The organism is Gillisella taibaishanensis, from assembly GCF_001938985.1.
Taxonomy (GTDB): Bacteria; Pseudomonadota; Alphaproteobacteria; order Rhizobiales; family Rhizobiaceae; genus Allorhizobium; species Allorhizobium taibaishanense.
The window spans coordinates 1,192,429-1,211,946 of sequence record NZ_MKIN01000022.1; the positions used below are offsets into that span (position 1 = coordinate 1,192,429).

General features: G+C 60.4%; 16 protein-coding genes. 11 read left to right on the top strand and 5 right to left on the bottom strand.

Annotation, left to right across the window (positions count from 1 at the left end; translation table 11 throughout):
- From kduI to BJF91_RS16555, 5 genes are all read left to right on the top strand, one after another.
- A complete protein-coding gene (kduI, locus tag BJF91_RS16535) occupies window positions 1-822 on the top strand; it encodes a 5-dehydro-4-deoxy-D-glucuronate isomerase (protein WP_075615518.1) in 822 nt (273 codons plus the stop codon).
- Window positions 819-1,577 (top strand): 2-dehydro-3-deoxy-D-gluconate 5-dehydrogenase KduD, encoded by a 759-nt coding sequence (gene kduD / locus BJF91_RS16540; protein WP_075615519.1) that lies wholly within the window; start codon window positions 819-821, stop codon window positions 1,575-1,577. Before kduI ends, kduD begins: the two co-directional genes overlap by 4 nt.
- On the top strand, window positions 1,567-3,027 hold the full coding sequence (locus BJF91_RS16545) for a mannitol dehydrogenase family protein (protein WP_324615719.1): 1,461 nt from the start codon (window positions 1,567-1,569) through the stop codon (window positions 3,025-3,027). The genes kduD and BJF91_RS16545 overlap by 11 nt, the downstream gene beginning before the upstream one ends.
- Window positions 3,024-4,208, top strand: a complete 1,185-nt coding sequence (gene uxuA / locus BJF91_RS16550; protein WP_075615520.1) for a mannonate dehydratase — start codon at window positions 3,024-3,026, stop codon at window positions 4,206-4,208. Before BJF91_RS16545 ends, uxuA begins: the two co-directional genes overlap by 4 nt.
- 174 nt (window positions 4,209-4,382) lie before the next feature.
- Window positions 4,383-5,915 carry a UxaA family hydrolase gene (locus tag BJF91_RS16555; protein ID WP_075615521.1) on the top strand — a complete coding sequence of 511 codons (1,533 nt, stop codon included), beginning with the start codon at window positions 4,383-4,385 and terminating at the stop codon, window positions 5,913-5,915.
- Between the two features lie 21 nt (window positions 5,916-5,936).
- Here the strand turns inward: BJF91_RS16555 and BJF91_RS16560 are convergent, their stop codons facing one another.
- Together BJF91_RS16560 and BJF91_RS16565 are read right to left on the bottom strand one after the other, a co-directional pair.
- Window positions 5,937-6,698, bottom strand: a complete 762-nt coding sequence (locus tag BJF91_RS16560) for a dienelactone hydrolase family protein (RefSeq protein ID WP_075615522.1) — start codon at window positions 6,696-6,698, stop codon at window positions 5,937-5,939.
- Between the two features lie 38 nt (window positions 6,699-6,736).
- Window positions 6,737-7,363, bottom strand: coding sequence for a TetR/AcrR family transcriptional regulator (locus BJF91_RS16565; protein ID WP_324615720.1), 627 nt, complete (start codon window positions 7,361-7,363; stop codon window positions 6,737-6,739).
- A 68-nt stretch (window positions 7,364-7,431) separates the two neighbouring features.
- Here BJF91_RS16565 and BJF91_RS16570 point away from each other — a divergent pair, with 68 nt between their 5' ends.
- A complete protein-coding gene (locus BJF91_RS16570) occupies window positions 7,432-7,953 on the top strand; it encodes a DinB family protein (protein WP_075615523.1) in 522 nt (173 codons plus the stop codon).
- Window positions 7,954-8,014: 61 nt separating this feature from the next.
- Here BJF91_RS16570 and BJF91_RS16575 read toward each other — a convergent pair whose 3' ends face one another.
- The 3 genes from BJF91_RS16575 to BJF91_RS16585 all read right to left on the bottom strand — a co-directional run bounded on the left by BJF91_RS16575 (window position 8,015) and on the right by BJF91_RS16585 (window position 12,239).
- Entirely contained in the window at window positions 8,015-9,448 is a 1,434-nt protein-coding gene (locus tag BJF91_RS16575) for an NAD(P)(+) transhydrogenase (Re/Si-specific) subunit beta (protein WP_075615524.1), read from the bottom strand.
- Window positions 9,449-9,464: 16 nt separating this feature from the next.
- Window positions 9,465-11,039, bottom strand: coding sequence for a Re/Si-specific NAD(P)(+) transhydrogenase subunit alpha (locus tag BJF91_RS16580; RefSeq protein ID WP_075615715.1), 1,575 nt, complete (start codon window positions 11,037-11,039; stop codon window positions 9,465-9,467).
- A 267-nt stretch (window positions 11,040-11,306) separates the two neighbouring features.
- Complete coding sequence (locus BJF91_RS16585; RefSeq protein ID WP_075615525.1) at window positions 11,307-12,239, bottom strand: LysR family transcriptional regulator; 933 nt, start codon at window positions 12,237-12,239, stop codon at window positions 11,307-11,309.
- Between the two features lie 280 nt (window positions 12,240-12,519).
- Here BJF91_RS16585 and chvE point away from each other — a divergent pair, with 280 nt between their 5' ends.
- The 5 genes from chvE (at window position 12,520) to araD (ending at window position 19,457) form a co-directional block, all read left to right on the top strand.
- Window positions 12,520-13,533 (top strand): multiple monosaccharide ABC transporter substrate-binding protein, encoded by a 1,014-nt coding sequence (gene chvE, locus BJF91_RS16590; RefSeq protein ID WP_210288987.1) that lies wholly within the window; start codon window positions 12,520-12,522, stop codon window positions 13,531-13,533.
- A 197-nt stretch (window positions 13,534-13,730) separates the two neighbouring features.
- Window positions 13,731-15,266, top strand: a complete 1,536-nt coding sequence (gene mmsA, locus BJF91_RS16595; RefSeq protein WP_075615716.1) for a multiple monosaccharide ABC transporter ATP-binding protein — start codon at window positions 13,731-13,733, stop codon at window positions 15,264-15,266.
- On the top strand, window positions 15,266-16,465 hold the full coding sequence (gene mmsB / locus BJF91_RS16600) for a multiple monosaccharide ABC transporter permease (protein WP_075615527.1): 1,200 nt from the start codon (window positions 15,266-15,268) through the stop codon (window positions 16,463-16,465). Before mmsA ends, mmsB begins: the two co-directional genes overlap by 1 nt.
- Window positions 16,466-16,651: 186 nt before the next feature.
- Window positions 16,652-17,617, top strand: coding sequence for an AraD1 family protein (araD1, locus tag BJF91_RS16605; protein WP_075615528.1), 966 nt, complete (start codon window positions 16,652-16,654; stop codon window positions 17,615-17,617).
- Window positions 17,618-17,711: 94 nt separating this feature from the next.
- Window positions 17,712-19,457, top strand: coding sequence for an L-arabinonate dehydratase (araD, locus tag BJF91_RS16610; RefSeq protein ID WP_075615529.1), 1,746 nt, complete (start codon window positions 17,712-17,714; stop codon window positions 19,455-19,457).
- Window positions 19,458-19,518: the final 61 nt, after the last annotated feature.

Here is a 19,518-nt window from a genome sequence, read left to right on the forward strand (position 1 = left end):
ATGTTATCAGTTGAAACACGCCACGCCATCGATCCTGAAACCGCAAAGGGTTTCGACACCACGGCACTGCGCAAGCACTTCCATGTCGGTGGTATCTTCACCGATGGTGAAATCCGGCTGATCTATACCCATTACGACCGGATGATCGTCGGCGGCGCCGTACCTGGTGGCTCACCACTGGTGCTGGACCATGTCAAGGAATGCGGCACAGCCTCCATTCTCGATCGGCGCGAACTCGTCGTCGTCAATATCGGCGGCACCGGCACGGTCGAGGCCGATGCGACCTATGAGATGGGCAAGGGCGACATGCTCTATCTCGGCATGGGCGCGGGCAAGATCACCTTTTCCGGCGCCGGCCGGTTCTACATCCTCTCGGCCCCGGCGCATCACACCTATCCGTCGCGCCTGATCAAGATCGAGGAAGCTGCAAACGTCACTCTTGGTTCGCAGGCGACGTCAAACGAACGCACCATCTATCAGTTCGTCCATCCTGACGTGATGAAGGCCTGCCAGCTGGTGGTCGGCATGACCAAGCTTGCGCCCGGCTCCGTCTGGAACACCATGCCCGCCCATGTCCATGACCGTCGCATGGAAGCCTATCTCTATTTCGACCTGCCCGAGGGTCAGCGCGCCTTCCACATGATGGGCGAGCCCGATGAAACCCGGCATATGGTCTTGAAGAACGAAGAAGGCGCGATTTCGCCGCCTTGGTCGATCCATTCCGGCGCCGGCACCGCCAATTACACCTTCATCTGGGCCATGGCCGGCGACAACGTCGATTACAAGGATGTCGAAGTGGTCTCGATGGAGACGCTGAAGTGAGCGATCTGTTTTCGCTTAGCCGAAAGACTGCGCTGGTGACCGGTGCCAATACCGGCATCGGCCAGGCCATCGCGGTCTCCATGGCCAAGGCCGGCGCTACTGTGATCTGCGCCGGTCGCTCTCCAGTCGATGAAACCGTCGGCATGATCGTCAAGGCCGGCGGCCAGGCTTCCGGCCTTAGCCTCGACCTGTCAGATCCCATGGCCGGCAGCGGGTTGTTCGACGGTCTTGGCCCGGTCGATATCCTCGTCAACAATGCCGGCATCATCCGCCGTGCAGATGCCGTTGACTTCACCGAGGCCGACTGGGACGCCGTCATGGACGTCAACCTGAAGGCCGTGTTCTTCCTCTGCCAAGCCTTTGCCAAGTCGGTTTTCGCCCGGCAAGGAAACGGCGAAGTGGATGGAAAGATCGTCAACATCGCCTCGATGCTGTCCTTCCAGGGCGGCATTCGCGTGCCCTCCTATACGGCCTCGAAAAGCGGGGTTGCCGGGCTGACGAAGCTGCTCGCCAACGAATGGGCGGCCAAGGGCATCAATGTCAACGCCATCGCTCCCGGCTATATCGAGACCAACAATACCGAGGCGCTGCGCAACGATGCCGCCCGCAACAAGGCGATCCTCGAGCGTATTCCCGCCGGTCGCTGGGGTGACGCCGAGGATATCGGCGGTGCCGCCGTATTTCTTGCATCCCGAGCCGCCAAATATATCCATGGCGCAATTCTCAATGTCGATGGAGGCTGGCTTGCCCGCTGATCATTCCGCCAATCCCCAGCGCCTGCGTCGTCCCGATGGCTTGGCCCGTCCGAAGACTGGCATCGTCCATCTCGGGCTCGGCGCCTTCTACCGCGCCCATGGAGCGATCTATATCGAACAGGCCATGCAAAAGTCTGGCGGAGATTGGGGCATTGTCGGCGTCAGCCTGATGCGCCCCGATCAGCGCGATGCGCTAGAGCCGCAGGACTTTGCCTATACCGCCGTCGAGCTTGGTCCGGAAGGCGAAACGCCGCGCATGATTACCGTGCTGAACGGTGTGCTGGTCGCGCGCGAAAATCCTGAGGCCGTGCTGAAGGCCCTCTCCGATCCTGACGTGAAGATCGTCAGCCTCACCGTGACGGAAAAGGGCTATTGCCACGAACCGTCGACCGGCAAGCTGAACAGCGGGCATCCTGACATTCGCCATGATCTCGCCCATCCCGGCGGCCCGGTTTCGGCCATCGGCATGCTGGTCTGGGCGCTGGAGCGCCGCCGTGCCGCGGGCAGCAGGCCCTTTACCGTGCTGTGCTGCGACAACCTGCCTGACAATGGCAAGGTGGTGCGCCAGGTCGTGCTGGAATTTGCCGGCATGGTCTCGCCCGAGCTTGCCCGCTGGATCGAGACGGAAGGCGCCTTCCCCTCGACCATGGTCGACCGCATCGTGCCGGCCACCAAGCCCGAGGATATCGAGCGCGTCGTCGAACTGACCGGCAAGCTCGACCTGTCGCCCGTGATGCACGAGCCCTTCCGGCAATGGGTGGTCGAGGATCATTTCGTTGACGGACTAAGGCCCGATTTCGGCGCTGTCGGCGTCGAGCTGGTCGAAAACGTCACGCCTTACGAGCATATGAAGCTGCGCTGCCTGAACGGCACCCATTCCTCGCTCGCCTATCTCGGCTATCTCGCCGGCCATGAGACCATAGCCGCCACGGTGGCCGATCCGGTCTTTGCAAGATTCTGCAAACATCTCTGGAATGCCGAAATCACCCCCGGCCTCAAAGCTCCGCCCGGTGTCAGCCTTGGCGATTATACGGCGGCGCTCTTTACCCGCTATGCCAACCCGGCCATTCGCCATCGCACCTGGCAGATCGCCATGGACGGGTCGCAGAAGCTGCCGCAGCGCATTTTGGGCACGATCGCGGAAAACCTGGCCGGTGGCCGGCCCATAACAGGCCTGTCGCTCGCCGTTGCCGCGTGGATGCGCTACGTCGGCGGCGTGGACGAGAAGGCCGAAGCCATTGACGTGCGCGACCCCCTCAGCGCCCGGCTTAAAGCCCTCAGCGACGGTGCATCCCTGCCAGCAGACAAGGTGTCCGCCCTGCTTTCGGTGCGCGAGATCTTCCCCGAAGCGCTTGCCGAAAACCAAAGCTTCCGCACGGCCCTCGTATCGGCCTATGAAAGCCTCAGCGCCAAGGGCGCAAGACATACGATAGAGGACATGACAGCATGAAAGAGAGCTGGCGCTGGTACGGCCCCTTCGACCGCATCACCCTTGCGGAAGTCGCCCAGACGGGCGCTTCCGGCATCGTCAATGCGCTGCATGAAGTGCCCTATGGCGAGGTCTGGACATCTGAGGCGATCGTCAACAGGCGCGACGAGATCGCAGGCGCCGGCCTCGGCCTCTCCTGGGACGTGGTAGAAAGCCTGCCGATCCACGAGAATATCAAGCGCGGCGAAGGCGATCTCGACCGGCTGTTTGGCAACTATCGCCAGTCGATGAAGAACCTCGCCGATGCCGGCATCTTCACGATCTGCTATAATTTTATGCCGCTTCTGGACTGGACCCGCACCCAGCTCGACGCTCCGGTCAAGCGCGGTGGCACGTCCTTGCGCTTTTCACAGCCGCATATGGCAGCTTTCGAGATCCACATGCTGGAGCGCGAAGGTGCTGAAAGCGATTATTCACCTGAGGTCCGCGAAGCCGCTAAGGCCTGGTTCGACGCGTCAAGCGAAGGCTTGCGCCAGAACCTGCTAAACAGCATCATGTCCGGCCTGCCCGGCGCCTTCGACCGCTATGACATCAACGGGTTGCGCGAGGCGCTGAAGCGCTACCAAGGTATCGGCCGCGACGAGATCCGCGCCAACTACGCCCGGTTCCTGGCCGAAGTGATCCCGACAGCGCAGGAGCTTGGCATGCGCTTCTGCGTTCACCCGGACGATCCGCCGCGCGATATTCTCGGCCTGCCACGCATCGTCTCCAGCGAAGAGGACATCGCCTGGATCATGGACCAGCAGCCGGAACTGGCCAATGGCCTGACGCTCTGCTCCGGCTCGCTCGGCGCCAACCCTGCCAATAACGTGCCGGCCATTGCCAAGCGTTTTGCCGAGCGCGTTCACTTCGCGCATCTGCGCAATGTCGCCAAGGAAAAGGACGGTTCCTTCGAGGAGGCCGCTCATCTCGATGGCGATACCGATATGGTGGCGCTGATCGCCGTGCTGATCGGCGAAGAAAAGCGCCGCCGCGAAACGGGCCGCGCCGATTCCGACATCCCGTTCCGACCAGACCACGGCCACGAACTGCTCGATGACGACAAGCGCGGTACCCATCCCGGCTATCCCCTGGTCGGCCGGCTGCGGGGCCTTGCGGAGCTGCGCGGCGTTATCCGCGCTGTGGAGCGACTTTCGGTCTGACGGTGGACGGTCAAGGACGATAAAGGTTCCGGTGTCCGGGGCTTCGCCACCCCCTCATCTGCCTGCCGGGATCTTCTCCCCGCCGGGGAGAAGGTGGCGGCAGCCGGATGAGGGGGGCGGCAACGCCGCACCACGGGTTGCTTGAAACATGTGAAACAAATCAGGACGTAACCTATGCCCGACACCGCCAAGACCGTGCGCCTGCACCCGGACGATACCGTCGCCATCCTGACCGAGCCGGTGCAGGCGGGCAGCCAGCCGCTCGGTTTTGGTGTGCCGCTCGATCATCCCGTGGCACGCGGCCACAAGATCGCACTGGCCGACTGTCCCGAAGGCGGGGAAATCGTCAAATTCGGCCAGGTGATCGGCTATGCCAGCCGCGCCATTGCCGCCGGCGAGCATGTGCATGTCGACAACTGTTCCTTCGGCGCCCATGACCAGAATTACGATGTTGGCGCCGATTATGCGAAGGCGCTGGCCACCATTCCCAAACTCGAACCGGCAAGTTTCATGGGCTACCGCCGCGCCAATGGCCAGGCAGGCACCCGCAACTTCATCGCCATCTGCGCCACGGTCAACTGTTCCGCCACGGTCATCCGTCGCGCAGCCGATGAGATCAACCGCTCTGGTATCCTTGCGGATTACCCCAATATCGATGGCGTCGCCGCCTTTGCCCATGGCACCGGCTGCGGCATGGATGCGGGCGGCGAAGGGGCGGACCTGCTGCAGCGGGTGCTCTGGGGTTATGCCACCCATCCCAATGTCGGCGCTGCCGTCTTCGTCGGCCTCGGCTGCGAGGTCATGCAGCTTGCCCGCATGAAAATGCTCTATGGCGGCAATGACGACAGCCGCTTCTTCGGCCTGACCATCCAGGAAAGTGGCGGCACCGCCGCGACCATCCGTCAGCTCGTCGAGCATATCAAAGCCATTCTGCCTGAGGTCAACGCGGTCGAACGGCAGCCGATCCCGGCTTCGGAGCTGAAGCTTGCCCTGCAATGCGGTGGCTCGGACGGATTTTCCGGCATCACCGCCAATCCGGCGCTGGGCATCGCCTCCGATCTGCTGGTCGGCATGGGCGGCACGGTTATCCTCTCGGAAACACCTGAAATATACGGCGCCGAGCAATTGCTGCTGCGCCGCGCAGCCTCCAATGAGATCGGCGACAAGCTGATCGCCCGCATCCGCTGGTGGGAAGATTATACCAGGATGAACAAGGGCTCGATGGACAACAATCCGAGCCCCGGCAACAAGCTCGGCGGCCTCACCACCATCCTCGAAAAATCGCTCGGCGCCGCAGCCAAGGCCGGAAGCACGCCTCTGACAGACGTGCTGGCCTATGGCGAGCGCATCGAAACCCCCGGCTTCGTCTTCATGGACACACCCGGCTACGACCCGGTTTCCGCCACAGGCCAGATCGCCGGCGGCGCGCAAATGCTGGTCTTCACCACCGGCCGCGGCTCCGCCTTCGGCTCAAAACCGACGCCTACCATCAAGCTCGCCACCAACAGCCGCCTCTTCGCCGACATGCCTGACGACATGGACCTCAACTGCGGCGACATCATCAGCGGCGGGATCTCGGTGGAAGACAAGGGCCGGGAAATCCTCGATCTTGTGCTGGCATCTGCGTCAGGGCAGAAGACCAAATCGGAGATTCTGGGGCTTGGGGATAACGAGTTTGTGCCTTGGCAGGTTGGGGCGGTGATGTAGCCGCCTGCAACAACAATCCACTCATTCATGCAGATGAGACATCAGGAAATCCGCTGCACTCTTGCGTGCCGCGATTGCATTTCTCGTTCCTGATTTCAGGAAGAAATCATGCTCGCCGCCAGCATACACGTCCAGCGCTGCCGTGCCTCCAGCCTTCACGGTTCTTTGTTGCAAATCCCTGGCGATTACCAAGGGAAAGGTCTTGTCGGCACTCCCCCAGATGAGAAGAAGAGGGGGAAACGGTCCAGAACCTGTGCGATCCTTTTCAGGAGAACTGCCATCGACCAAAACCAATGCGGCGGAAGAATAGCGATCGGCTGCGACCCGCGAGGCGACCTCCGCCCCTAGGGAAATGCCGAGAAGCCCAACTTTGCCGTGATCCGGACCTTGGCGCTCCAGAAATTCAGCGGCGCCCTGGACTGCGGCGATCCAGCTTTGCAGACGCCTGGCATAGAAAGCTTTGCGGGCCTGCGCACTGCCCGCTTTCGCTATCGCGTCTAAATCGTCGGCCGAGAGATAGTGCACGAGATAAGCTTGAAGCCCAACTGCTGCAAAGCTTCGGCCAATATCGTCATAGGTCGGGGCTGCAACACCCTTGCTTCCACTTAAGATCAGAACGCTTCGACAGGCCTTTTGCTTGCAAGGGCTAAGGCGCTCCACCAAAACATCCGCACCAGCAATGGAGATGTGGATGGGTCGCCGCAATGGTTCAGCCGACCGACCGGAATCTGCCGGCAACAGCCAGAAGGCGACAAGGAGTGCCGGGATCAAGCGCTTGAGCATTGGTATCGCCCCTTGGAAATGAGCCCGCGTTCGATGCGTCATGCGTCGGAGCTAGACAAATAAAGTAGCATCATCCGCACCAGTTCATGGCGAATGGCAGCGGATTGTAGGTTACCGCGACGGGCGGCATTGTGCACGACGCCGTCCACCGCATCGGACATGATTACACCGATGGTACGGCTGGAAACATGCTCGTCGCCTTTGCGATGTTTGCCAACCAAGGCGGTGAAATAGCCGAGATATTCCTTCTCGAAATCGCTTTCGGGGTCCCGAAATGCTTCCACATTCGGTATCTCATCCAGCAGCACCCGATGCAGACCTGAATGAATGCTGTGAATGGCTATGATGTCATCCACTAGCTCACCAATCAGCCGGGATAAGGGACCATCGCTTTCGGCAGCGCGCTTCAGGACGGCCCGGCAATCATCGAGATGCCGCTCGCGTATGGCTGACACCAGGGAATGCTTGTCAGGAAAATACTGATAGTAGGAACCAACGCTGACGCCGGCTGCCTCGGCAACCTTGTTGGTGGTGAAACCGGTCCAGCCTTCCCGGCTTAAAATGCGAGCAGCGGCCTCGACGATGGCGTCAACCGTAACCTTGGAGCGAGCCTGCACCGGCTGTTTGCGCATCGTTGGTTTGGACTTCGCCATGCGAGTAGACAAGAATGGTCCTCCCTCTGAAAATGTGAAGACGTTACTCGCATTTATCGCTATCGCAAGGGAGGCAAGACATGACCCATCCGCTCAGCCGCTTTTTCAGCTATCAGGCCTGGGCCAACCAGGCGTTTGCCGACAGTTTGGAGCGCGTCGATCGGACCAAGCACCCCAATGAATATCACCACGCGATCCGCTTGCTCAATCATATCCACGTGGTCGGGCAGATCTTTGCGGGTCACCTGACAGGTCACCCGCATGGCTACCTCGCCGACAATACCGAGGAGACGCCTGAACTGGCAGACCTGCGCCACGCGATGGCATTTCGCGACCAATGGTATTGCGATTACCTGAGTACCGTTACCAGCGATGCCCTTGCCGAAACCGTCGCCTTCACCTTCACCGACGGCGACAGGGGAGCGATGACGCGAGAGGAAATGCTCAGCCATGTCGTAACCCATGGTTGCTATCACCGTGGCGAAATCGGCCGCATTCTCGGATCGACGGACGTCTCATTACCATGGGACACCTTTGCAGTCTTCCTGCACCAGACGCAGCCGGATCGGCGACGGCACGACGCTCTGCAACCCGCACATTGATATCCCCAACAAAAAAGCCGGGCGTCTCCACCCGGCTTTTTAAATTTCAAACTGCTAAATCCTACTTGATCATCGGCAGAAGTTCGCTCACCGACTTCTTCGCGTCGCCATAGAACATCCGCGTATTCTCCTTGTAGAACAACGGGTTCTCGATGCCGGAATAGCCGGTGCCCTGGCCGCGCTTGGAGACGAAGACCTGCTTGGCCTTCCAGACCTGCAGCACCGGCATGCCGGCGATTGGGCTGTTGGGGTCTTCTTCAGCGGCCGGGTTGACGATGTCGTTGGAGCCGATGACGATGACGACGTCGGTTTCCGGGAAATCGTCGTTGATCTCGTCCATTTCCATGACGATGTCGTAGGGTACCTTGGCTTCGGCGAGCAGCACGTTCATGTGCCCCGGCAGGCGGCCGGCCACCGGATGGATGGCGAAGCGGACATTCTTGCCAGCGGCGCGCAGCTTACGGGTCAGTTCCGACACAGCCTGCTGGGCCTGGGCCACCGCCATGCCGTAGCCGGGCACGATGATGACGCTATCTGCTTCGTTCAGGGCATTGGCCACGCCTTCGGCATCGATCGCCACCTGTTCGCCGGTGATTTCCATGGCGGGACCGGTGGTCGTGCCGAAGCCGCCGAGGATGACCGAGACGAAGGACCGGTTCATCGCCTTGCACATGATGTAGGAAAGGATGGCGCCCGAAGAGCCGACCAGCGCGCCCGTCACGATCAACAGATCGTTGCCGAGCGTGAAGCCGATAGCCGCCGCTGCCCAGCCGGAATAGCTGTTGAGCATCGAGACGACGACAGGCATGTCGGCGCCGCCGATGCCCATGATCAGGTGATAGCCGATGAAGAAGGCCAAGAGCGTCATCAGGATCAGCGCCCAGGCGCCGGCACCGTTGAAATAGGCGATCAGCAGGATCAGCGACAGAGCCGCCGCACCGGCGTTGAGCATATGGCCGCCCGGCAGCTTCTTGGCCTTGCCATCCACCTTGCCGGCCAGTTTGCCGAAGGCGATGACCGAGCCGGTGAAGGTCACGGCACCGATGAACACGCCGAGGAACACTTCGACCTTCATGATCGACAGTTCCACCGAGTCCTTATGCGCCAGGATCTGGGCAAAGCCGGTCAGGGCAGCACGGGCCGTCTCGTCGAGGCTCGCAACATGGGCCGCTTCGATATGGGCGTTATAGCCGATGAACACGGCAGCGAGACCGACGAAGCTGTGCAGCGCAGCGACAAGCTGCGGCATTTCCGTCATCTGCACGCGGGCAGCGACGTAATAGCCCATGACCGAACCGCCGGCGATCATCAGCACGATGATGAACCAGTTACCGACCCCAGGGCCGAACACCGTGGCAATGACGGCCAGCGCCATGCCTGTTATGCCGTACCAGACGGCGCGCTTGGCGCTTTCCTGGCCCGAGAGCCCGCCGAGCGAGAGAATGAACAATACAGCCGCAGCAATATAGGCTGCGGACACCACACCAATTGTCATAATAAACCCCTCCCCCTCAGGACTTCTGGAACATGGCGAGCATGCGCCGCGTCACGAGGAAGCCACCGACGATATTGATCGTCGCAATCAGTACTGACAGAGCCGCCAGCAGCACCACCAGCCATTTGCTGGAACCGATCTGCAAGAGCGCGCCAAGAATGACGATGCCTGAAATCGCGTTCGTCACGGCCATCAGCGGCGTGTGCAGCGAATGGCTGACGCTCCAGATGACCTGAAATCCGATGAAGCAGGCGAGCACGAAGACGATCAGATGGCTCATGAAGCTCGTCGGCGCGAAAGCGCCAACCACCAGCAACACCACCGTCAGGGCCGCCAGCAGCTTGACCTGGTTTGCGGTCTGCGCCTTGAAGTCGGCCGTTTCCTTGGCGCGCTTTTCCTCAGGCGTCGGTTCCTTGACCTTTTCCTTGGGCTTGGCGGCGGCAATCGCCTGGATCTTCGGCGGCGGTGGCGGATAGGTGATCGCGCCTTCGAAGGCAACCGTCGCACCCCTGATAACGTCGTCTTCCATATTATGGTTGAGAACGCCGTCCTTGGCCGGTGTGAGGTCTGTCATCATATGGCGGATATTGGTGGAATACAGCGTCGAGGCCTGCGCCGCCATCCGGCTGGGGAAATCCGTATAACCGACGACGATCACGCCATTGTCGGAGACGACGCGCTGGTCGGCCACCGTCAGATCGCAATTGCCGCCACGCTCGGCGGCCAGGTCGATAATCACGGAACCGGGCTTCATCGCGGCGACCATGTCGGCCAACCACAGCTTTGGCGCATCGCGACCAGGGATCAGCGCCGTGGTGATGACGATATCGATCTCAGGCGCCAGTTCACGGAACTTCTTCAGCTGCGCTTCACGAAACTCCGGCGAAGACGGCGCGGCATAGCCGCCTGTGGCGGCGCCATCCTGCAGCTGTTCCTTGAAGTCGAGGAAGACGAATTGCGCGCCCATGCTCTCGATCTGCTCGGCCACTTCAGGGCGAACGTCGAAGGCATAGGTGATGGCGCCGAGCGACACGCTTGTACCAACTGCGGCAAGTCCGGCAACACCGGCGCCGACCACCAGAACCTTGGCCGGAGGGATCTTGCCCGCGGCCGTTACCTGTCCCGTAAAGAAACGTCCGAAATTGTTGCCGGCCTCGATCACGGCACGGTAGCCGGCGATATTGGCCATGGAAGACAATGCATCCATCTTCTGGGCCCGCGAAATGCGCGGCACCATATCCATGGCAATCACATTGGCGCCTTTGTCCTTGGCGCTTTCCAGAAGCTCTGTGTTCTGGGCGGGGTAGAAGAAGGAGATCAGCGTCTTGCCCGGTTGAAGCAAGGCGATTTCAGAGGGCTCCGGTGGCCGTACCTTGGCAATCACATCGGCCCCGGCATAGAGCGCCGCAGCCGTCTCGGCCACGGTCACGCCAGCGGCGCGATAGGCATCGTCGGAAAAGCCCGCCGCCTTGCCCGCGCCTGTTTCGATCAGGCAGGCATAACCCAGTTTTTGCAGTTGAACGGCGCTATCGGGCGTCATCGCGACGCGCGCCTCGCCAGCATATAATTCTTTTGGTGAGCCTATAATCAAACTCATAACGACCTCCTGACCCTCATCGAAGCATGGCCCTCATCAACGATGGGACGGCACCAACCTAATGCGCCGCCTACCCCTCGTCCCCGTGACATGATGACCTCATGCTCGCGGCATTTAAGGTGCGTCATGATTGCAAGACAAGCCTTTGTTAACGCTTTCGGTACGTTTCACTATCCGATATCGGCAGGTTCAGCATCAAACCCGAGGATTCACCAGTGCCACACTTCTGGCATTGCCATAACTCCCTCAGAATAAAGGGTATCAGCGCGTTACGAATTCTTGCAGAACGAGATCACGGAGCCGGGCAGCCAGCGTAGACATGCGCCGGTTCTTCATGCTGATCATGTGATAAGGCAGAACCACGATCGACCTGCGGATGTTAAGCCGGCAAAGCCCAGCCCCCGTGGTCTGCCGACAGAGCAGGTCGGAGACTTCGCGCGACAGCGGCGTGATCGCATTGGAGGCGGCGATCATGGCGATCATGACGAGCAGCGACGTCGTATTGACCACGTCAGCCGGCAACGCGGTGCCTGCATCGATAAAGGCATTTTCCACCGCCTGGCGCACCGGCGCGCCAGGCCCCTGCATAACCCAGGGGAAATGCAGGAGATCGGCCATGCCAAGCCCGGTGGAATTGGCCAGCGGATGGCTCTGATGCACGATCAGGTCAACCTCTTCCGTGCGGGCATGGGTGATCTCGAATTGGCGGGCATCGACCCCGACGGGGATGCGTCCCAGAACGAAATCGAACTGCCCCGAAACGAGATTGGAGATCAGGTTGCCGCTTGGCGCCACATCCACATGAATATCGGCCGTGCGGGCTTCCATCTTCAGGGCGCTGATTGCCGGCACGATATAGCCGAGCGCTCCGCCGGTGACCGCTCCGACGCTGACGGTGCCTGACGCCCCGCGCTTGATCGCATCCACCTCGCGCATTGCCTCACGCATTTCCTGCAGAAGGATTTCCGAGCGCCGCACCAGCGCCGCCCCGACTTCCGTCGCTTCCATGCCTTTTGGTGTGCGCAGGAAGACAGGCGCACCAACGATACGCTCGATTTCCGCGAGCATCCGCGAGGCCGCAGGCTGCGTCATCGACACCTGACCGGCCGCCAAGCTGAGCTGGCCAAGCTCGCCAACTGCCTTGATGAGAGTGAAATGTTTCGGCTGCAACCGGTTTGCGGGGGTATTGTTCATGCCCCACATATCAATATTGGTATGGGTAATGTCAAATAAATCATTTGAATGACATACGGGGACGATTAAGAGTCCGCGACGGATCGTGCATCGCTTAAATTAGCGACTGCCAGATTCTTTGCGGCGAACAGAAGGAGCTGGGGCCGCTTCTGCATGACGCGCTTGTCCGGACACGGTTTGGGGGCCGGATCATGCAGCGGATTGATATGGAAACCAAGGGAGGTTCCTCGTGAAGACACTCGTAAAACTTTTTGCGTCCATCGCTTTGGGCGCTGCCGTCATGACGTCGTCTGTGTTCGCAGCCGACAAGGGTACGGTTGGTATCGCAATGCCGACCAAGTCTTCGGCCCGCTGGATCGACGACGGCAACAACATCGTCAAGCAGCTGAAGGAAGCCGGTTACACGACCGACCTGCAGTATGCCGACGATGATATCCCGAACCAGCTCTCCCAGATCGAGAACATGGTCACCAAGGGCGCCAAGGTTCTCGTCATCGCCGCCATCGACGGCACGACGCTTTCCGACGTTCTCAAGAAGGCTCATGACGCCGGTATCAAGGTCATCGCTTATGACCGCCTGATCCGCGACAGCGGCAACGTCGACTACTACGCCACTTTCGACAACTTCCAGGTTGGCGTTCTCCAGGCTGGCACCATCGTTGACGGCCTCGGCCTGAAGGATGGTAAGGGTCCGTTCAACATCGAGTTGTTCGGCGGTTCGCCTGACGACAACAACGCCTTCTTCTTCTACAACGGCGCAATGTCCGTCCTGAAGCCTTACATCGACAGCAAGAAGCTGGTGATCAAGTCGGGCCAGGAAGGCATGGACAAGGTCGGTACCCTGCGTTGGGACGCCGCAACTGCCCAGGCCCGCATGGACAACCTGCTGTCGGCTTACTACACCGACGCCAAGGTCAATGCCGTTCTGTCTCCCTATGACGGCATCTCGATCGGCATCATCTCCTCGCTCAAGGGCGTAGGCTATGGTTCCAAGGACATGCCGCTGCCGATCATCTCGGGTCAGGATGCCGAAGTACCGTCCGTCAAGTCCATCCTGGCTGGCGAGCAGTATTCGACCGTCTTCAAGGACACCCGCGAACTGGCCAAGGTCACCGTCAGCATGGTCAACGCCCTGATGGAAGGCAAGCAGCCTGAAGTCAACGACACCAAGACCTACGACAACGGTGTCAAGGTTGTTCCGTCCTACCTGCTGAAGCCTGTTGCCGTCACCAAGGCCAACGTCGAAGACGTTCTGGTCAAGAGCGGCTACTACAAGGCCGACCAGCTGAAGTAAGCACTATCCCGGGACCGGTCTTTACGCCGGTCCCGGTTTTTTCTTGACGAAGGCGCGCCGCAGACGGGTAAAGACCGGTTTGACGGAGACGCGCTTGAAACGGTAGCTTAGATTGCGCGCGTCGGACGCCAGCGTCAGACCCAGCAGCGATCGAGTTTCGCCCGCCAGCTCAAGTGGCCGTGGCGTGGGATTTCATGATGACAGATACGATCCTTGAAATGCGGAACATCACCAAGACGTTCCCCGGCGTGAAAGCGCTATCGAACGTGAACCTGAAGGTTCGCCGTGGTGAAATCCATGCATTGGTCGGCGAAAACGGGGCCGGCAAATCGACCCTGATGAAGGTCTTGTCCGGCGTTTACCCGTCCGGCACCTATGAAGGCGATATCGTCTTCGATGGCGACGTGCGCAACTTCAAGGTCCTGAAGGACAGCGAAGAAATCGGCATCGTCATTATTCACCAGGAATTGGCGCTGGTGCCCCAGTTGTCAATTGCCGAAAACATTTTCCTCGGCAACGAAATCGCCTCCAAGGGCGTGATCAGCTGGGAACAGACCTATAAGCGTACGAAGGAACTCCTCGCCAAAGTTGGCTTGAAGGAATCTCCAAGCACGTTGGTGACCGATATCGGCGTCGGCAAGCAGCAGCTCACCGAAATCGCCAAGGCCCTCTCCAAGAGCGTGAAGCTGCTCATTCTCGATGAGCCGACAGCCTCACTCAACGAAAATGATTCTGATGCCTTGCTCAACCTGCTGATCGAATTCAGGAACCAGGGCATCACCTCGATCATCATCACCCACAAGCTCAATGAAGTTCGCAAGGTCTCCGACCAGATCACCGTCCTGCGCGACGGTCAGACGGTCAAGACGTTGAACTGTCATGAGGAAGAAGTGAGTGAGGATGTAATCATCCGCAACATGGTCGGCCGTGACCTGGAAGACCGCTATCCGCCGCGCTCCGTGCCGATCAGCGATGTCGTGCTCGAGGTCAAGAACTGGAACGCCTTCCATCACCAGCACCGCGAGCGCCAGGTCCTGCACGACATTGGCGTCACCGTGCGCCGCGGCGAAGTCGTTGGCATTGCAGGTCTGATGGGCGCAGGCCGCACCGAATTTGCCATGAGCGTCTTCGGCAAGTCCTATGGCCACAAGATTAGCGGCGACGTGTTCATCGATGGCAAGAAGGTCGATGTCAGCACGGTGCGCAAGGCGATTGATGCGGGTCTTGCCTACGTGACTGAGGACCGCAAGCATCTCGGCCTGATCCTCGGCGACAACATCCTGCACAATACTTCGCTCGCCAACCTGATGGGCGTGTCGACGGGCGGCGTGATCGACGACATCAAGGAAGCCAAGGTAGCGACAGATTATCGTTCGCGCCTGCGCATCCGCTCGCATGGCATCTACCAGGAAGCCGTCAACCTTTCGGGCGGCAACCAGCAGAAGGTCGTCCTGTCGAAGTGGCTGTTCTCCGATCCGGAAGTGCTGATCCTCGACGAGCCGACCCGCGGCATCGATGTCGGCGCCAAATATGAAATCTACAGCATCATCAACCAGCTTGCCGCCGACGGCAAAGGCGTTCTGATGATCTCGTCCGAAATGCCGGAACTGCTCGGCACCTGCGACCGGATCTACGTCATGAACGAAGGGCACATCGTTGCCGAGTTGTCGAAGGAAGAAGCAAGCCAGGAAAGCATCATGCGCGCTATCATGCGCTCAGGGGAGAAGAAATAATGAATTCGGTCAATCATCCCACCGAAGAGAAGCACGTGGTCTCCATCGCGTCCTACATTCGCTCCAACATCCGTGAATACGGCATGTTGATCGCGCTGGTCGCCATCATGGTCTTCTTCCAGATCTATACCGGCGGCATTCTCTTCAAGCCCGTCAACATCACCAACCTGGTGCTGCAGAACTCCTTCATCGTCGTGATGGCGCTGGGAATGTTGCTGGTCATCGTTGCCGGACATATCGACTTGTCGGTCGGCTCGATCGTCGGCTTCATCGGTGGCGTCTCCGCCGTGCTGACCGTGCAGCTCGGCATGGGCTTCCTGCCGGCGCTGATCATCAGTCTGATCGTCGGTGGCGTGATCGGCGCGGCCCAGGGCTATTGGATCGCCTATCACCGCATCCCGGCCTTCATCGTGACGCTGGCCGGCATGTTGGTGTTCCGCGGCCTGACCTATATCATCCTCGGCAACAAGAATATCGGCCCGTTCCCCTCGGACTTCCAGCTGATCAGCACGGGCTTCATCCCTGACCTGTTCGACATGGGCGGCCTGCATTCCACCTCGATCATCCTGACGGTGATCGGCGCTGTGACGCTGTTCGTGCTCGCTTGGCGCCGCCGCCAGGTCAACGTTGCCCACGGCATCGATGTCGAGCCATTCAGCTTCTTCCTCGTGCAGAACCTGATCGTCTCGGGCGCGATCCTGCTGCTCGGCTACCTGCTGTCGACCTATCGCGGCATGCCGAACGTGCTGATCGTCATGCTCGCGCTGATCATCTTCTATTCCTTCGTTACCCGCCGCACCACCGTCGGCCGTCGCATCTACGCCATGGGCGGCAATGAGAAGGCGACCAAGCTCTCGGGTATCAATACCGAACGCCTGACCTTCCTGACCTTCGTCAACATGGGCGTTCTCGCCGGTCTGGCCGGCATGATCGTTGCGGCCCGCCTCAATTCGGCTACCCCGAAGGCCGGCGTCGGCTTCGAACTCGACGTCATCGCGGCCTGCTTTATCGGCGGCGCCTCGGCCTCTGGCGGCGTTGGCAAGATCACCGGTGCCGTCATCGGCGCCTTCATCATGGGCGTGATGAACAACGGCATGTCCATCATCGGCCTCGGCATCGACTATCAGCAGATGGTCAAGGGCCTCGTCCTGCTCGCTGCCGTGTTCTTCGACGTCTACAACAAGAACAAGGCTGCCTGACACTTTTGGGCCGGAACGATCCGTCGGATCCGGCCCACCCATTTGACTGCATGATGACCGACAGCAATCGCAGAAACAGTGTGAAGCGGCGTTCTGGCCGATTGCGTTGAAGGAAGTGAGAGATCGTTTCGCCGCCTCGTTTGCACCATGAAACGTTCCCATGAACCGTACCAAGGACACTGGACAATGTATCTTTCCCAATTGAAGGCTGGCGGAGTGATCTGCCGTCAAGGCGAAACCGCGCGCATCGTGCCGGGCTTTTCCTCTACCTATGACCTCGCAAAGGCCGCGATTGCCGCAAATGCAAGCATCGCCGACCTGATCGGCAAGCAGGGCGCTGGCGAAACCGTCGACCTCCTGGCCCTCGTCGCCGGTGACAAGCTGGATTGTCCAGTGCGCCATCCCGATGCAGCCCACATGTTCCTGACAGGCACCGGCCTCACCCATACCGGCTCGGCTTCGGCGCGCGACAGCATGCATGCCGACACCGCAGGCATGAGCGACTCCATGAAGATGTTCCGCATGGGTCTGGAAGGCGGCAAGCCCAAGGCTGGCGAAACCGGCGTGCAGCCGGAATGGTTCTACAAGGGCACCGGCGTCAACGCGATCGCTCCCGGCGAAGGCCTGGAATCGCCGTCGTTCGCGCTTGATGGCGGTGAAGAACCGGAAATTGCGGGCTTCTATGTTATCGATAACGATGGCACACCCGTTCGCCTCGGCTTCTCGCTGGCCAACGAATTTTCCGACCATGTGACCGAGAAGATCAACTATCTCTACCTTGCCCATTCCAAGCTGCGCCCGGCCTCCTTCGGTCCGGAACTGCTGGTTGGTGACCTTCCGGCTGACATCGTCGGCACCTCGAAGATTCTGCGCGGCGGCCAAACGGTCTGGGAAAAGCCATTCCTGTCGGGCGAGGACAACATGTCCCACACCATCGCCAACCTGGAATATCACCACTTCAAATACGGCCTGTTCTGCCAGCCGGGCGACCTGCATGTGCATATGTTCGGCACCGCGACCCTATCCTTTGCAGATGGTTTCAAGACTGAGGCCGGCGACGTGTTCGAAGTCAGCGCACCCGCCTTCGGCTTGGCCCTGCGCAACCCCTTGGTCCTGGCTGCCGAGACGCCATTTACCGTCAAAACCCTCTGACCCCTCTGGTGCCGCTTTCCGCGGCATCAGCCTTCGCTGATTGACAATAGCGGCGTCTTAGCCGCTTGAACCAACAAAACACGGGAGAAACGCCATGAGTGGTTTCACACCAAAGGCTTGGCCTCGCAAACTGAGGTCGCAGGAATGGTACGGCGGCACCAGCCGTGACGTAATCTATCATCGCGGCTGGATGAAGAATCAGGGCTATCCGCACGACCTGTTCGATGGCCGCCCGGTGATCGGCATCCTCAACACCTGGTCCGACATGACCCCGTGCAACGGTCATCTCCGCGAACTCGCCGAAAAGGTGAAGGCTGGCGTCTGGGAAGCCGGCGGTTTCCCCATGGAAGTACCTGTCTTCTCGGCGTCGGAAAACACCTTCCGTCCGACCGCGATGATGTACCGCAACCTCGCCGCGCTGGCGATCGAGGAAACCATTCGCGGCCAGCCGATGGACGGCTGCGTCCTGCTCGTCGGCTGCGACAAGACCACGCCGTCGCTGATCATGGCAGCCGCTTCCGTCGACCTGCCGTCGATCGTCGTCACCGGCGGCCCGATGCTGAACGGCTATTTCCGTGGCGAGCGCGTCGGCTCCGGTACGCATCTGTGGAAATTCTCGGAAGCCGTCAAGGCCGGCGAAATGACGCAGGAAGAATTCCTCGAGGCCGAAGCCTCGATGAGCCGTTCCTCCGGCACCTGCAACACCATGGGCACGGCCTCGACCATGGCGTCGATGGCCGAAGCCCTCGGCATGGCGCTGTCGGGCAACGCTGCTATTCCCGGCGTCGATTCCCGCCGCAAGGTCATGGCGCAGCTGTCCGGCCGCCGCATCGTGCAGATGGTCAAGGACGACCTGAAACCATCCGACATCATGACCAAGGAAGCGTTTGAAAACGCCATCCGCGTCAATGGCGCCATCGGCGGCTCGACCAATGCCGTCGTGCATCTCTTGGCCATGGCCGGCCGTTGCGGAATCGACCTGACGCTCGACGACTGGGATCGCTGTGGCCGCGAGATTCCGACAATCGTCAACCTGATGCCATCGGGCGAATATCTGATGGAAGAATTCTTCTATGCTGGCGGCCTGCCTGTAGTGATCAAGATGCTGTCCGAAGCCGGCAAGCTGCATAAGGACGTGCTGACTGTCTCCGGCCTGACGCTGTGGGACGAAGTCAAGGACGTGCGCAACTGGAACGAAGACGTCATCCGTCCGTTCGACAAGGCGCTGACCCAGCATGGCGGCATCGCCGTTCTGCGTGGCAACCTGGCGCCGAAGGGCTGCGTGCTGAAGCCGTCTGCCGCTTCCGAGCATCTGATGAAGCATCGCGGCCGCGCCGTGGTGTTTGAAGACATCGACGACTACAAGGCCAAGATCAACGACGAGAACCTCGACATCGACGAGACGTGCGTCATGGTCATGAAGAACTGCGGTCCGCGCGGCTATCCCGGCATGGCCGAAGTCGGCAATATGGGCCTTCCGCCCAAGGTGCTGCGCAAGGGCATTACCGACATGGTGCGCATTTCCGACGCCCGCATGTCCGGCACGGCCTATGGCACGGTTCTCCTGCACACCTCGCCGGAAGCCGCACGCGGCGGTCCGCTTGCCATCGTCAAGAACGGCGATTTCATCGAGATCGACGTCGAGGCACGCCGGGTGCATCTGGATATTTCCGACGAGGAAATGCAGCGCCGCCTCGCCGACTGGCGCCCGAATGTCGAGCCGCCGGCCAGCGGTTACGCCCGCATGTTCCACGATCACGTGGAAGGGGCCGATACCGGCGCCGATTTCGACTTCCTCAAGGGCTGCCGTGGTTCTGCCGTCGGCAAGGATTCGCACTGATCCCTCCCCTTCTGTCGGGCGCGTCTTCGGGCGCGCCTGACACCGTTCAAAGACCATATCT

Bases quoted from the DNA above. Each gene is read 5' to 3' on its own strand.
- kduI (WP_075615518.1), top strand. From the start codon at position 1: ATGTTATCAGTTGAAACACGCCACGCCATCGATCCTGAAACCGCAAAG.
- uxuA (WP_075615520.1), top strand. From the start codon at position 3,024: ATGAAAGAGAGCTGGCGCTGGTACGGCCCCTTCGACCGCATCACCCTT.
- BJF91_RS16555 (WP_075615521.1), top strand. From the start codon at position 4,383: ATGCCCGACACCGCCAAGACCGTGCGCCTGCACCCGGACGATACCGTC.
- BJF91_RS16560 (WP_075615522.1), bottom strand. From the start codon at position 6,698: ATGCTCAAGCGCTTGATCCCGGCACTCCTTGTCGCCTTCTGGCTGTTG.
- BJF91_RS16570 (WP_075615523.1), top strand. From the start codon at position 7,432: ATGACCCATCCGCTCAGCCGCTTTTTCAGCTATCAGGCCTGGGCCAAC.
- BJF91_RS16575 (WP_075615524.1), bottom strand. From the start codon at position 9,448: ATGACAATTGGTGTGGTGTCCGCAGCCTATATTGCTGCGGCTGTATTG.
- BJF91_RS16585 (WP_075615525.1), bottom strand. From the start codon at position 12,239: ATGAACAATACCCCCGCAAACCGGTTGCAGCCGAAACATTTCACTCTC.
- chvE (WP_210288987.1), top strand. From the start codon at position 12,520: ATGACGTCGTCTGTGTTCGCAGCCGACAAGGGTACGGTTGGTATCGCA.
- mmsA (WP_075615716.1), top strand. From the start codon at position 13,731: ATGACAGATACGATCCTTGAAATGCGGAACATCACCAAGACGTTCCCC.
- mmsB (WP_075615527.1), top strand. From the start codon at position 15,266: ATGAATTCGGTCAATCATCCCACCGAAGAGAAGCACGTGGTCTCCATC.
- araD1 (WP_075615528.1), top strand. From the start codon at position 16,652: ATGTATCTTTCCCAATTGAAGGCTGGCGGAGTGATCTGCCGTCAAGGC.
- araD (WP_075615529.1), top strand. From the start codon at position 17,712: ATGAGTGGTTTCACACCAAAGGCTTGGCCTCGCAAACTGAGGTCGCAG.